Raw genomic sequence first — 13,412 nt, 5'->3', positions numbered from 1 at the left:
CTCCTTCGATGCCTGCTGCATCAGATTTAGGCGCCCACCGGCGACGTCGCTGCGGCTTCGGCAAGCTTGTCCCAAGCAGGCGCCATTGCTTGGCGCACATCGGCATAGGCAGAAAAGAGCCGGTCGAACCGGTGAGCCTCGCTGGCATCCGGCGTCTCCGGATCGCCGAGCAGCGGCGTCACCCAGTCGGCAATGCAATCGTCCATGCTGGAATAGACGCCGACAGCCACCGCGGCCATCATCGCCACGCCGGCCGCCCCCGTCTCCTCGCGGCGCGACTGGCGGATCGGTGCGTTAACGGCGGCCGAGAGTGAGCGGCGAAGGGCGACGGAGCGTGTTGCCCCGCCCGTGACCCGCAGCTCTTCGGGCATCGCGCCCATCGCCGCGTAGCAGTCTCGGGTGGCAAGCCCCAACCCTTCGACCACGCCGCGCAGCAGATCGGGGAAGCGGTGACGCATCGAAAGCCCGGTGAAGCCCGCGCGCGCATTGGCGTTGACGAAAGGCCCACGTTCGCCCGCTTCGGAAATGTAGGGGTGGTAAAGCACCGCCCCCGGCCGGCTTTCTGCAAACCAGTCGTCGATGCGCGCAATGAGGTCTGCATGCGAAGCAGGCTTGCCGGCCTCGGCCAACAGATAGGCGGCAACGCCGAGGATCCAGTCGATGTTGATCGTGGCGCCCATATTGGTCTGGACCTGGGTGACGATGCCGGGGATGGGCAGGGCGATCACATAGCCGGTGCCCTCACGATTGAGCTGAACGTCGGCAACGGACTTGGCGCGCAAGTGCACGCCGGTGGAGCCGATCGTCGAGCAGGCGGCGTTGCGAGCGCCGCTGCGCACGCCTGCGCCAAGCGCCGTCATCACCATGTCGACATAGCCGAGGCAGACCGGCGTTCCGGCAAGAAGCTCACAGGCCTTCGCCGCCGCCAATGTCAGCGGGTGGCTGGTCTCGCTGCCGTCGATGATTTCGGGCAAGAGCCTGCGTCTGTGGTCAAGGCCGAGCGCGTCGATCACCACTGCATCATACTGGCGCGTTCTGAAATTGCCGAAGGTGAAACTCGCCTCGGACGGATCGGTCGCCCGCACGCCTGTGAGGTTGAGATAGAGCCAGTCCTTGCAGTGCAGCGCCACCTCCGCCCGATCGAGAAGATCCGGCGTGAAGCGGTCCATATGGGCAAGTTGCGCGCCCTGCTGGCAAGTGTTGAGGCCGGTGCCCGTTGCCTCGAAGCGGGCACGGTTCTGGGTTCCGCCGGCAAGTGCCGTAACCGTCGGCGCGGCGCGCGCGTCGAGCCACAGCCAGGCATCGGCAACCGGCCTATTGCCGCGGCCGACGAGCCAGGTGCCATCGCCCTGTCCGGTGACGGCGATGGCTGCGGTGCGGGATGCAAGATCAGGGACTTTTTCGCTAAGGCCACGCAACGCGCTGGCGCAATCGAGCCAGGTCTGATCGAGCGACTGCGTTGCCGAGCCATCGTCTCCGGTGGTGTATCTGTTGCGAACGGAGGCCGTGGCAATCTGGCGTCCGGACGGATCGAAGGCGACGGCCTTGATGACCGAGGTGCCGGCATCTATGCCAATGATGATCTTCTGGGTCGATGTCATCGCAGGCCTATCTCGCCACCATTGCAAGCGCCGCAGCGGGCAATACGCGCATCAAATTCATCTGAAGTCCTCCCGATCCCTAAACTCTCTGGGATGATGCATCCAGCTGCCAACCTCGGTCCTTTCACGGGTAACGGCAAGCGCGCTGCCTTTGGCAAATCCCAGATCTGGCGCGCAGCCGAAACCTCCCTAAGTTCGCTCGAAAACATAACATAAAGATACCACAATGCCAGTAAGATTTTTCTAGCGATGTAATTTTTTTCATCTAAAATAGAAGAACAAGGAGTTTGCTTCGGCGCCGCGGCGACAGCGGCGGGCGGCAGCAAAAGCGGCAGCGCGCGCAATGTTTTATCTGTCATATATTGCATTAAAAACAGATGGATGGTGCCATCATGCGGCTGAATGACAAATGTCAAAATGTCTGCATTTGCCGTCGCTTTTTGCTGCGCCGCAGCGAGATGAACAAGGTGTGAGGTTGTGCATTTCAGTCGAGTTGCCGTGAAAGCGCCGTTGACAGCTTATAAAATATATAACATCATTTGCGGCATAAGTAACATATTTCTATCACGGAAGTGCGCTTCCTGATGGAAAATTTGCAGGCCCAGGCGGTTGGAGGAGACAGCCGCCGGTCTTGTTGAGGAGGCTTCCAATGCGAATATTCGTCCAGAGTTGCGCTCTTGCGGGTGGCCCGCCGGTTTCTGTTCCGGTGCGACGCAATGCTTCAGCCCGCCTGCGATCATCATTGCGCTAGCCCTCTCCATCTTGCCATTCCAAGCCAAAGGCCGTCCGGACATGAGTACCTCGCCCGATCATGCAGCATCAAAGCCGAGCAGCGGCAATCGCGGGCTCCTTGTCAGCGCGGCGTTGGCGGTTATCGTCGTTGCAGCGATCGCCTTCGACACAACGGTCGTCAAGATCGGTTCCGAAAACGATGTCCGCCAGCAGGCATTCTCTCCGGAAACCTTCGGCGCCGAGCAGTTTCCGAAGATCAAGGCGAATGTCGAGGAGCGGGCCGTTGCGGCCGCCGATCTCGCGGCCGCCATTGCCGCCGACAAGAAGGCGGCGGCCGAGAAATACGGCACTGCGACGAGCACCGGACCGGTCATTCCTGTCACGCTGACCGGCGTTTTCGGCGCCCGCAAGTCGAACACCAACGAAATGAAGATCGATGGGCTGCCTCCCGAGACGGTGGTCCGTGTCCAGACCGGTCCTGCGGTCAACGGCACGGACCTCCGCGACGCAACCGGCACCATCGAATTCGGCCAGTTCACCAACCAGATCCAGTATCAGGATGCCGGCTCGGCCATCAATAACGAGATGAAGAAGGCGGTTTTTGCGGGCTTGGATGCTGACGCCCTGGACGGAAAGCAAGCGACCGTCGTCGGCGTCTTCAAACTTATCAACCCAAAGAACTGGCTCGTCACGCCGGTGAAGGTCGAGCTCAAATGAGCCAGCCGCAACGCAGCAACGGGGCAAATGGCGAAGTCGTCCTCGCAGCCCGCAACATCGCAAAATCCTACGGCAGCGTTCACGCCCTCAAGGGAGTGAACTTCGACATCCATCGCGGCCAGGTCACAACGCTATTCGGAGAGAATGGTGCGGGCAAGTCGACCTTGATGAAGATCCTTTCGGGTGTGGCGCAGCCAAGCTCCGGCGAGATCATTCTCGACGGCTCGCCGATCAGCTTTAGCTCGTCGACCCATGCGCGCGAGTGCGGGATCTCCATCATCCATCAGGAGCTCAGCCTGGCCCCTAATCTCAGCGTGCGCGACAATATTTTCATGGGCCGGGAGATCATCAAGGGCGGTGTCGTCGACTTCGCTGAAGAGGAACGTCAGACCCGGGCGCTGATGGAAGAGCTCGAGGAAGACATCGATCCGCAAACTCGCGTCGAGGATCTTCGTCTCGGCCAGCAGCAGATCGTTGAGATTGCACGGGCGCTGTCGGTCAATTCGCGCATCCTGATCATGGACGAACCGACCTCGGCGCTGAGCGCGACGGAGGTGGAAGTACTCTTCAAGGTCATCCACGACCTGACGAGCCGCGGCGTGTCGATCGTATACATCTCGCATCATCTGGAAGAGGCGCTGCAGATCACCAATCACGCCGTCGTTCTGCGCGACGGAAGCATGACGGCCTATGCCGAGCGCAAGGATATCGATCTCGAATGGATCGTCCGCAACATGGTCGGCGAGAACTTCGACCTCGGCAGCCCGCCGCAAGGTCATCAGTTCGGAAACGTGTCGCTTTCCATCGAAAACCTCAGTGTGCCCGGCCCCTCCGGCGCTGCGTATAATGCAGTCGATCGTCTGTCTCTCAAAGTACGTGCCGGCGAGATCGTCTGCATCTACGGGCTGATGGGCGCCGGGCGCACGGAACTGCTCGAGTGTATTGCCGGACGTCTGCGCGCAAGTGGCGGACAGGTTCTGCTTGAAGGACAGGACGTCATTAGGCTCAGCATTGCCGGGCGCATTGCCAGCGGTCTCGTGCTCGTGCCCGAAGATCGCCAGCGCGACGGTCTTGTCCAGACGATGACGGTCGGCTCCAATCTGTCGCTTGCAAGTATCCGCGCCTTCACCAAAGGGCTTTTCACCTCCGGCCATCGGGAGCGCGACCTCGTCAATGACGCGATCCGGCGGGTGCATGTGAAAACCGATGGCGGTGCGGCTTCGATCGGCTCGCTCTCCGGCGGCAACCAGCAGAAGGTCGTCATCGGCAAGGTGCTGGCAACCCAGCCGAAGGTCATCCTGCTCGACGAGCCAAGCCGCGGCATCGACATTGGCGCCAAGGCGGAAGTTTTCAAGTTGCTTGCGGAGCGCGCCAAGCAGGGATTGGCGGTCATCTATTCGACGTCCGAAGTCAATGAATGCCTGAGCATCGCGCACCGTATCATCGTCATGCATCGCGGCAGGATATCGGCCGAGTTCGGCTCGGATGTCACCAAGGAAAAGATCATGGCCGCGTCCGGCGAAGCCGTGATCGCGCACTAGCCTGGATTATGGAGCACTGATTATGTCAGTCACGAACGTCACCGAAAAGAAATCAGTTTCCAGCGGGCCGAAGCGCAATACCAATATCGTGCGTCTCATTCTGGAGGGCCGGGCCTTCTTCGCGCTGATCGTCATCATCGCGGTCTTCTCGTTCCTGTCGCCCTATTATTTTACGCTGAACAACTTCCTGATCATGGCGTCGCACGTCGCGATCTTCGGCATTCTGGCGATCGGCATGCTGCTCGTCATCCTGAATGGCGGCATCGATCTGTCGGTCGGCTCGACGCTTGGGCTTGCGGGCTGCATCGCCGGTTTCCTGATGCACGGGGTCACGCTCACCTATTTCGGCGTCATCCTCTATCCGCCGGTCTGGGCCGTCGTCGTCATCACATGTGCACTCGGCGCGCTGGTCGGTGCGGTGAACGGCGTGCTGATCGCCTATCTCAAGGTGCCGGCCTTCGTCGCCTCGCTCGGCGTGCTCTACGTCGCCCGCGGTATCGCGCTCTTGATGACCAACGGCCTGACCTACAACAATCTCGGTGGCCGTCCGGAACTCGGCAATACCGGTTTCGACTGGCTCGGCTTCAACCGGCTCGCAGGCATTCCGATCGGGGTCATCGTGCTTGCGGTTCTTGCCATCATTTGCGGCATCGTGCTGAGCCGCACCGCCTTCGGCCGCTGGCTCTACGCCTCAGGTGGGAACGAGCGCGCCGCCGACCTTTCCGGCGTCCCTGTCAAGCGCGTGAAGATCATCGTCTATGTGCTTTCGGGCGTCTGTGCCGCAATCGCCGGCCTGGTCCTCTCCTCCCAGCTGACCTCCGCCGGTCCGACGGCAGGCACGACCTACGAGTTGACGGCTATCGCAGCCGTGGTCATCGGCGGGGCGGCGCTGACCGGCGGCCGCGGTACGGTTCGCGGCACGATGCTTGGCGCTTTCGTCATCGGCTTTCTTTCGGACGGGCTCGTGATCATCGGTGTCTCGGCCTACTGGCAAACAGTATTTACCGGCGCTGTGATCGTTCTCGCCGTCCTTATGAACAGCATCCAATACGGCCGCCGGGTCAAATCGTCCTGACGGCTGAGACCGAAACTTATCCACGACGGCGGGCTGGAGTCCACGAAGCCGATTGGGGAAAGCACTGCCGGATCCCCGGCAATAACTGAACTCACGAATGGGAGAGAGACTATGTTTAAGAAAGGCATGCGCATACTTCTGGCCGCCGCGGCCGTAGCACCGCTTCTGGCAAGCTCGGCTTGGGCAGCGGGCATGATGACGATCATCGTCAACGATCCGTCGAATCCCTATTGGCTGACGGAAGGCAATGTCGCCAAGGCAACTGCCGAAAAGCTGGGCTACACGGCCTCGGTCAACGCCCACAAGGGTGACACCAATACCGAAAGCAACCTGATCGATACGGCGATCACCAACAAGTCGGTGGCGATCATCCTCGACCCGGCAAACGCCGACGGTTCCATCGGTGCGGTCAAGAAGGCTGTTGCTGCCGGCATCCCGGTCCTCCTCGTCAACGCCGAAATCAACCAGGAAGGCCTGGCGAAGGCGCAGCTTGTTTCCAACAACGCACAGGGTGCTGCCCTCGGCGCACAGCAATGGGTCGAAGCGATCGGCGACAAGGGCAACTATGCCGAACTCTTCGGCGCTCCGTCCGACAACAACGCGGCAACGCGGTCGAATGGCTACGAGACTGTCCTTTCACAGTATCCGGATCTGAAGAAGGTCGCCAAGGAAGTTGCCAACTGGGACCGCACCCAGGGCCACAACAAGATGCAGTCCATGCTGCAGGCCAACCCTGATATCGTCGGCGTCATCTCGGGCAATGACGAAATGGCGCTTGGTGCGATCGCAGCACTCAAGGAAGCCGGCAAGCTCGCCAATGTGAAGGTCGGCGGCTTCGACGGTTCGCCGGATGCCGTTGCCGCCATCAAGGCCGGCGAACTCCAATACACCGTCCTCCAACCGGTTGCCGTCTTCTCCGAAGAAGCCGTCAAGCAGGCCGACAATCTGATCAAGACGGGTAACACCGGTGCCAAGAGCGAGAAGCAGCTCTTCGATTGCCTGTTGATCACCAAGGACAACATCAACAAGTACACTGGCCCGTTCGTTCTGGCGCAGTAAACCGAAGAGGGCGCTCGCAAGAGCGCCCTCATTTTCATGCTGGAAGCGATGGCCGATGATCCAACCGCCGGTTGCGTATCGCCTTTTTGCCTTGGCGCGGCAATCACTGTACGAAGCTGGGATCCACAATTCAGCGACAGGGGTGACCCGTGACACAGAAGATCAGCCGGGACGACGATCTGTTGGACCAGCTCACCAGCGACAGCCGGCAGACGCGCCAGATCGCGCGCCGCCGTATGATTGCGGAGGCCGTGATGGGTGAAGGCTCGATGCGGATTGAAGACCTGACCGACCGCTTTGGGATCAGCCTGATGACGGCTCACCGCGACGTCGATGAACTCGTCAGCCGCGGCCTCTTCAGGAAGACGCGCGGTATCGTCACGGCGGCGGCGACCAATCTCATCGAATCCAGCGACGTCTACCGCTCGAACCGTCAGTCGGCCGAAAAGAAGCTGATCGCCGAGGCGGCCATGCAATTCGTCGAACCGGGACAGGCGATCTTTTTCGATGACTCGACCACGGTCCTTCAGATGGCGGCACATCTGCCTTCAAAGGCGCCGGTCACCGCAATTACCAATTCCCTGACGCTGATGAATGCGCTGACGGGCTTGCATGACGTGACGCTGCTCGCCCTCGGCGGCCAATATTACAATTGGTGCAATGCCTTCATGGGTCGTATGACGATCAACGAGATCAAGGGTCTCAGGGCCGATGTCGCGTTCATCTCGATGTCGGCGATCAGCGATGGCACGGTGCTGCACCAGTCTCCTGAGACGGTCGATACCAAGCGCGCCATGTTCGATTGTTCCGTAAAGCGCATCCTGCTTGCCGATCATACCAAGTTCGAACGGCGTGCACTCCACAGTTTCGCAGCACTGGATGAGTTCGACGTCGTTATCGTCGACGACAAGACCCAGCCGGTGCACATCGACCGCATGCGGTCCAGAGATATCAACGTGGTCATCGCCAAGGGCGCCGGAGGGCGCTCCTGACGGCGCGTGCCGGTTGTCCCTCGTGAGGTAAACGTGAATGCCGACACTGCTCGGGATCGATAGTGGTTTGACCGTCACCAAGGCGGTCATCTTCGATATCGACGGCACGCCGCTTGCAGCCGCGCTTCGCCGCGTCACGCAGTTCATTCCGAAGGCTCGCCATATCGAGCGCGACATGGATGAATTGTGGAACGCGACGGCCGATGCCATCCGCGAAGCGATTTCACTCAGCGGGCGGCCGGCAAGCGACATAGAGGCCATTGCTGCTACCGCGCATGGAGACGGCATCTACCTGCTCGATCACGCCCAAAAGCCGCTCGGCCGGGCCATTCTCTCGCTGGACAGCCGGGCAGGGGCGATCGTCGACCGGTGGACAGAGAGCGCCGTCGCCGACCTGGCGATCGAACTGACTGGGCAGATCCCGCACGTCTCCGCGCCATCGGCATTGCTTGCCTGGATCCGCGAAGTGGAGCCTGAGCGCTACAAGCGCATCGGCCATTTCATCAGCTGCAAGGACTGGCTGCGGTTCTGCCTGACCGGGACCGTTGGTACGGACCGCACCGAAGCGAGCACCTCCTTCACCAATGTCAAATCGCAGAACTACAGTGAGGACGCCCTGCGGCTGTTTGGCTTGCACGATCTCGTCCACGCCTTGCCACCAGCCTCGCGCTCCGACCAAATCGTCGGTCGCGTCACCCGTGAAGCCGCGCAGCTGACGGGCCTTGCAGAAGGAACGCCTGTCGTTGCCGGTCTGCACGACGTCACGGCCTCGGCGCTCGGGGCAGGGGGTTATGCCAAGGGCGTTGTCGCGGTCATTGCCGGGACCTATTCGATCAATGAGACGCTTTCGTCGGAACCGCGTGTCGATCGGCGCTGGTTTTGCCGCAACGGGATTGCGCCCGGCATCTGGAACAGCATGTCGATCTCTCCGGCATCGACAGCCAATTACGACTGGTTTCTGGACACGCTCTGCGCTGCCGAGCGGAAGAATGGCGAGGTGCAAGGCAACTCGATCCATAGCCTACTAGCGCCCGAGATCGCTGCCGCCTTCGAGCGCCCCTCGACCGCGCTCTTCCATCCCTATCTGTTCGGCTCGCCTTATGGCGCAGCCGCCAGCGCCGGCTTCTTCGGGCTCGGTGGATGGCACGACCGCGGCGACATGCTGCGCGCCGTGCTTGAGGGCATCGCTTTCAATCATCGCATTCATGTTGATGCGCTTCGCGACGGCTTTGCCTTCGATCAGGTGCGGCTCGCCGGTGGCGTCTCGCGCAATCCTGCCGTCGTCCAGATGTTTGCCGATGTGCTTGGCATGCCGGTGACGGTAACCGAGACGGATGAGGCGGCCGCCTGGGGTGCTGCGCTTTGTGCCGGGTCGGGCGTGGGTATCTTCGCCGATCCGCAGAGCGATCCGCGCGACACCGCCTCCATCGCAAAGACTTGCCGGCCGGATGCAGCGCGCAGCGCGGATTATGAAATGCGTTACCGGGTATTCCGCGATATTGCCGACGCGATGATCCCTCTTTGGCCTAGGATTGCCGCGCTTGCGCCGGAGCAATCGGCAAAGTGAAAAGACAGGTGCCTGCTGCGGCGGGCAATTTAGGACGATGAGCATGACCCCCGATTTGCAGCAGCGCTTCTCGAACCTCGGCGAGAACGATATCGACGTTTTGATCATCGGGGCAGGCATCAACGGCGCCGGCCTGTTCCGCGACCTCTCGCTACAGGGTGTCAATTGCCTGATCGTCGACAAGGCCGACTTTGGTTCCGGCACGAGCGCTACACCATCGCGGCTCATTCACGGCGGCCTGAAATATCTGGAGACGGGTGAGTTCGGGCTGGTGGCGCAGTCGACTCTTGAGCGCAATCTCCTGCTCAAGAACGCGCCGCATTGCGTCGAGCCGCTGCCGACCTTCATTCCGGTCTTTTCCTGGACGCGCGGCATCTGGGCCGCGATCCGGACGCTCTTTGGGTCGAAGACGGCGCCACGCAGCCGTGGCGCGGTTCTCATCAAGATCGGGCTTCGGCTCTACGACTTCTTCGGTTCGCGTGACCAAGTCATGCCGCGCCACCGGCTGATCCTGAAGAAACAGGCGCGCAGGGAGATGCCGCATATTACCCCCGCCATCGTCGCCGGCGGCATCTATTACGATGCCAAGATCAGCAGGCCGGAACGGCTCGTCTATGAGCTCGTGCGTGATGGTCTCGATGCGAATGCGAGGAGCCTCGCGGCAAATTTCGCGACACTGGCTGCCGTTTCAGAAGGGCGTTTGACCTTCCGTCAGCCCGATGGCCGCGAGTTCAGCGTCGCTCCCAAGCTGGTCGTCAATGCGGCAGGTCCCTGGATCGATCAGGTCAACACTTTGCTCGGCGCTCCATCGCGGCTGATCGGTGGCACCAAGGGATCCCATATCCTGCTTGACCATCCCGAATTGGTGCGAAGCCTCAACGGCCATATGATCTATTTCGAGGCCGACGACGGCCGCATCTGCCTGGTCTACGACTATCTCGGGCTGGCTCTGGTCGGGTCGACCGACATTCCGGCGAATGATCCGGACAATGTCTCCTGCGAGGAGCCGGAAACGGAGTATTTCCTCGAAAGCATCCGCTCGCTGCTGCCGACGCTCCGCTTCGATCGCGATCAGATCGTTTACAGCTATAGCGGCATCCGCCCGCTGCCGGCATCGGATGCGACCGCACCGGGGCTGATCAGCCGCGACCACTCCGCGCCGGTGAAGGAGCCAGAGAACGGCAGACCGTTTCCGACCATTTCGCTGGTCGGAGGCAAGTGGACGACGTTCCGCGGCTTTGCCGAAGAGGTCGCCGACACCGTTCTCTCCCGGCTGCAGCGCAGCCGCAGCCAGTCGACACGCTACCTGGCGATCGGCGGCGGCAAGGCCTTTCCGGCTGACGCCAAGCAGCGCAACGCCTGGATCATGGATACCGCATCGCGCAGCGGCGTTGTTGCCGAGCGAGCCGACGAGCTGCTCGGCCGCTACGGCACGATGGCCGCGGCGTTCCTTTCCTTTCCTTCAGGCTATTCCGACGAGCAGCGCCTGACGGGTGCGCCGCGTTACAGTTTCCGAGAGATCGACTGGATCGCCCGGAACGAACTCGTCGTCCATCTGTCGGACATCGTAATGCGCCGCACGACGCTCGCGATCGAGGGCCGGTTGACGCTGGAAGGCCTGCGGGAAATCGCCGGCGTTGCCGGGGCAGCGCTCGATTGGAATGCCGAACGAACGGCAAGCGAAATCGAGGACGTTGTCAGCCAGCTGAGCCGCTTCCACGGCCAAGCACTGACAGCTAAGGTTGCCGCCGAGCCGGAAAGGGCACCCCGCCCGGCCTCGGGCTAGAACAGGGTGATTTTAGGCCGGGTCGCCCTAAAATCTGAATCCTGTTCCACATTATGCGGTTAGAGCATGATGTCGTGCGAAAACCGCTTCACGCTTTTCGGCATCATACTCTAACCCAGTTTCAGGAGAAAGCCGGATCGAGAGAACCGGACTTGTAACGTTTCGCCATTTCCGAAACGGGAAGGGGCGTGATGCGGCCCGCCATACCGGCCGTGCCGAACTGTTCGAAGCGCTCCTTGCAGAGCTTGGTCAGCGCCGCCATCGCCGGCTTCAAATATTTGCGCGGGTCGAACTCGCTCGGGTCCTCCTGCAGCACGCGGCGAATCTGGCCGGTCATCGCCATTCTGCCGTCGGTATCGATGTTGACCTTGCGCACGCCGTTCTTGATGCCGCGCTGGATTTCCTCAACCGGCACTCCCCATGTCGGCTTCATCTGGCCGCCATATTTGTTGATGATCTCCTGCAGTTCGATCGGGACCGACGACGAGCCGTGCATGACGAGATGCGTGTTCGGCAGCTTACGGTGAATTTCTTCGATGACGTTCATCGCCAGCACCGAACCGTCCGGCTTGCGGGTGAATTTGTAGGCGCCATGCGATGTGCCCATCGCGATGGCGAGCGCGTCGACCTTGGTTTCGCGCACGAACTTCACGGCTTCGTCCGGATCAGTCAGCAGTTGGTCGTGCGAAAGCCTGCCCTCGGCGCCGTGGCCGTCCTCGGCCTCACCCATGCCGGTCTCCAGAGACCCGAGAACGCCGAGTTCGCCTTCCACCGAGATACCGCCGAAATGCGCCATATCCGTCACCATCTTGGTGACGCCAACATTATAGGCCCAGTCCGCGGGCGTCTTGGCGTCCGCTTTCAGTGAACCATCCATCATCACCGAGGTGAAGCCCGCCTGGATCGCCGTCATGCAGTTGGAGGGATCGTTGCCGTGATCGAGATGCACGCAGACAGGAATATGCGGATAGATTTCGACGACGGCATCCATCATGTGCTTCAGCATGATGTCATGGGCATAGGCGCGTGCTCCGCGCGACGCCTGCATGATAACCGGCGCCTGACACGCGTCCGCGGCCTCCATGATGGCGAGCGCCTGCTCCATGTTATTGATGTTGAAAGCGGGAACGCCGTAGCCTTCCTCCGCAGCATGGTCGAGCAGTTGCCTCAGCGTAATGCGTGCCATCCAAGATTCCCCCATATCGATGGTCGAACGATATGCCGCCATCTCCTCGAAACTAGAGCCCGGGCGCGAGCCGTTCAAGCGTCTAATTTGATAGGCAAAATGGCATAGGAGAAGGAATGTAACAAACAAAAATAACAATATCACAAACAGTATGATATTTTCTCAAGAGGTTCCGCATGCACGAGCCGAATGAAATTCAGTGCCTGTACTGAAGAAATGGGGCGTCATGCCCCTTGCCGGCGATCGCAAGAACTCCTCGGACAGACACCCTGCGGCCGCGAAATCCAGAATATTGGGTAAACCGGGTCAGATGAGACCGTATTGTTCCGCCTTATTGCGCAGGAACGGGAGGCCCTTGTCCATGACCTCTTCCATATCGCGCGCAACGGGGCGCCAGACGGCCAGGCCATAGGCGACCTCGGCCGGCATGTTGATGAAGCTTTCCATGGCAAGTCCGCCCTTGAAGCCGATTGCGGCGAGAGCGGCATAGATCGCATCCCACGGGATGTTGCCGTAGCCCGGCGTGCCACGGTCGCTTTCAGAGAGATGGATGTACTTCAGGTGATCGCGGGCGATCAGGATGCCGGTTGCCGCACCCTTTTCCTCGATATTCATATGGTAGGTATCTAGGTGGACGAAGATGTTATCCGCGCCGACATGCTCCACCATGTCGACGGCTTGCTGCGCCGAGTTGATCAGGTGATTCTCGTAGCGGTTCACCGCCTCGACGCCGAGCTGGATGCCGTGCTTCTTCGCATGCTTTGCCGCAGCGTCGAGCACCTTGGCGATGTTGTCGTATTCGCCTTGCGTCGGTGGCACGCCGGTGCGCTCGCCGATACCGCCGAAGATGACGCCCGAGAGCGCCTCGGCGCTCATTTCCGCGGTCTTTTCGATCGCCACCCTTAGGTGCTCGATCGCCGCATCCGGGCGGACGGAAGCCCAGGCATTTTCCGGCAGGCCGAGCGAGCAGACGGCGCGCAGCTTGTTTTTTTCAAGCAGGTCGCGGGTGTGTTTGGCATCGACGGCAGGCGCGTTGAGCAACGCGATCTCGATGAAATCCATCCTGTAGTGTACGGCTCCGGCAATCGCCTTCTCGGCGCCTGCGCGGTCCCAGTTCATGGTCCACATGCTGGTGTGAACGCCGAAACCTTCCATG

12 protein-coding genes are annotated in these 13,412 nt (G+C 60.9%); 7 read left to right on the top strand and 5 right to left on the bottom strand.

All coding sequences use genetic code 11. The annotated features are described in order from the left end of the window. Positions 1-26: 26 nt before the first annotated feature. The 3 genes from N2600_RS24695 to N2600_RS24685 all read right to left on the bottom strand — a co-directional run bounded on the left by N2600_RS24695 (position 27) and on the right by N2600_RS24685 (position 2,344). Positions 27-1,601 (bottom strand): FGGY-family carbohydrate kinase, encoded by a 1,575-nt coding sequence (locus tag N2600_RS24695; RefSeq protein ID WP_260299170.1) that lies wholly within the window; start codon positions 1,599-1,601, stop codon positions 27-29. Beyond that, positions 1,598-2,017, bottom strand: coding sequence for a hypothetical protein (locus N2600_RS24690; RefSeq protein ID WP_260299169.1), 420 nt, complete (start codon positions 2,015-2,017; stop codon positions 1,598-1,600). Before N2600_RS24690 ends, N2600_RS24695 begins: the two co-directional genes overlap by 4 nt. Before the next feature lie 102 nt (positions 2,018-2,119). Continuing rightward, entirely contained in the window at positions 2,120-2,344 is a 225-nt protein-coding gene (locus N2600_RS24685; RefSeq protein ID WP_260299168.1) for a hypothetical protein, read from the bottom strand. Between the two features lie 49 nt (positions 2,345-2,393). Here N2600_RS24685 and N2600_RS24680 point away from each other — a divergent pair, with 49 nt between their 5' ends. The 7 genes from N2600_RS24680 (at position 2,394) to N2600_RS24650 (ending at position 11,070) form a co-directional block, all read left to right on the top strand. Then, on the top strand, positions 2,394-3,050 hold the full coding sequence (locus N2600_RS24680) for a DUF2291 domain-containing protein (RefSeq protein ID WP_168288782.1): 657 nt from the start codon (positions 2,394-2,396) through the stop codon (positions 3,048-3,050). Next, positions 3,047-4,591, top strand: coding sequence for a sugar ABC transporter ATP-binding protein (locus tag N2600_RS24675; RefSeq protein WP_260299167.1), 1,545 nt, complete (start codon positions 3,047-3,049; stop codon positions 4,589-4,591). The genes N2600_RS24680 and N2600_RS24675 overlap by 4 nt, the downstream gene beginning before the upstream one ends. A gap of 22 nt (positions 4,592-4,613) precedes the next feature. Next, on the top strand, positions 4,614-5,666 hold the full coding sequence (locus N2600_RS24670; RefSeq protein ID WP_003562489.1) for an ABC transporter permease: 1,053 nt from the start codon (positions 4,614-4,616) through the stop codon (positions 5,664-5,666). A 111-nt stretch (positions 5,667-5,777) separates the two neighbouring features. Continuing rightward, positions 5,778-6,725 carry a D-ribose ABC transporter substrate-binding protein gene (locus tag N2600_RS24665; protein WP_260299166.1) on the top strand — a complete coding sequence of 316 codons (948 nt, stop codon included), beginning with the start codon at positions 5,778-5,780 and terminating at the stop codon, positions 6,723-6,725. Between the two features lie 149 nt (positions 6,726-6,874). After that, on the top strand, positions 6,875-7,717 hold the full coding sequence (locus N2600_RS24660) for a DeoR/GlpR family DNA-binding transcription regulator (protein ID WP_017967826.1): 843 nt from the start codon (positions 6,875-6,877) through the stop codon (positions 7,715-7,717). A gap of 37 nt (positions 7,718-7,754) precedes the next feature. Next, the gene (locus N2600_RS24655) at positions 7,755-9,284 is read left to right on the top strand and encodes an FGGY-family carbohydrate kinase (RefSeq protein WP_260299165.1); all 1,530 of its coding nucleotides are present in this window, start codon (positions 7,755-7,757) and stop codon (positions 9,282-9,284) included. 37 nt (positions 9,285-9,321) lie between these two features. Then, positions 9,322-11,070 carry a glycerol-3-phosphate dehydrogenase/oxidase gene (locus N2600_RS24650; RefSeq protein ID WP_260299164.1) on the top strand — a complete coding sequence of 583 codons (1,749 nt, stop codon included), beginning with the start codon at positions 9,322-9,324 and terminating at the stop codon, positions 11,068-11,070. Between the two features lie 121 nt (positions 11,071-11,191). On the opposite strand, the gene fba is transcribed toward N2600_RS24650, so the two are convergent. Both fba and N2600_RS24640 read right to left on the bottom strand, forming a co-directional pair. Beyond that, positions 11,192-12,256 (bottom strand): class II fructose-bisphosphate aldolase, encoded by a 1,065-nt coding sequence (gene fba / locus N2600_RS24645; protein WP_260299163.1) that lies wholly within the window; start codon positions 12,254-12,256, stop codon positions 11,192-11,194. Positions 12,257-12,562: 306 nt separating this feature from the next. Further along, on the bottom strand, positions 12,563-13,411 hold the full coding sequence (locus N2600_RS24640) for a sugar phosphate isomerase/epimerase family protein (RefSeq protein ID WP_260299162.1): 849 nt from the start codon (positions 13,409-13,411) through the stop codon (positions 12,563-12,565). Position 13,412 lies beyond the last annotated feature (1 nt).

The organism is Rhizobium sp. WSM1274, assembly GCF_025200775.1.
In the GTDB taxonomy this organism is placed as follows: domain Bacteria; phylum Pseudomonadota; class Alphaproteobacteria; order Rhizobiales; family Rhizobiaceae; genus Rhizobium; species Rhizobium leguminosarum_I.
The sequence above is the reverse complement of the archived record's forward strand: the minus strand, read 5'-3'. Positions and strand labels throughout refer to the sequence as shown.

Coding starts and splice junctions, on each gene's coding strand:
- N2600_RS24695 (WP_260299170.1), bottom strand. CDS start 1,601: ATGACATCGACCCAGAAGATCATCATTGGCATAGATGCCGGCACCTCG.
- N2600_RS24685 (WP_260299168.1), bottom strand. CDS start 2,344: ATGATGATCGCAGGCGGGCTGAAGCATTGCGTCGCACCGGAACAGAAA.
- N2600_RS24680 (WP_168288782.1), top strand. CDS start 2,394: ATGAGTACCTCGCCCGATCATGCAGCATCAAAGCCGAGCAGCGGCAAT.
- N2600_RS24675 (WP_260299167.1), top strand. CDS start 3,047: ATGAGCCAGCCGCAACGCAGCAACGGGGCAAATGGCGAAGTCGTCCTC.
- N2600_RS24670 (WP_003562489.1), top strand. CDS start 4,614: ATGTCAGTCACGAACGTCACCGAAAAGAAATCAGTTTCCAGCGGGCCG.
- N2600_RS24665 (WP_260299166.1), top strand. CDS start 5,778: ATGTTTAAGAAAGGCATGCGCATACTTCTGGCCGCCGCGGCCGTAGCA.
- N2600_RS24655 (WP_260299165.1), top strand. CDS start 7,755: ATGCCGACACTGCTCGGGATCGATAGTGGTTTGACCGTCACCAAGGCG.
- N2600_RS24650 (WP_260299164.1), top strand. CDS start 9,322: ATGAGCATGACCCCCGATTTGCAGCAGCGCTTCTCGAACCTCGGCGAG.
- fba (WP_260299163.1), bottom strand. CDS start 12,256: ATGGCACGCATTACGCTGAGGCAACTGCTCGACCATGCTGCGGAGGAA.
- N2600_RS24640 (WP_260299162.1), bottom strand. CDS start 13,411: ATGGAAGGTTTCGGCGTTCACACCAGCATGTGGACCATGAACTGGGAC.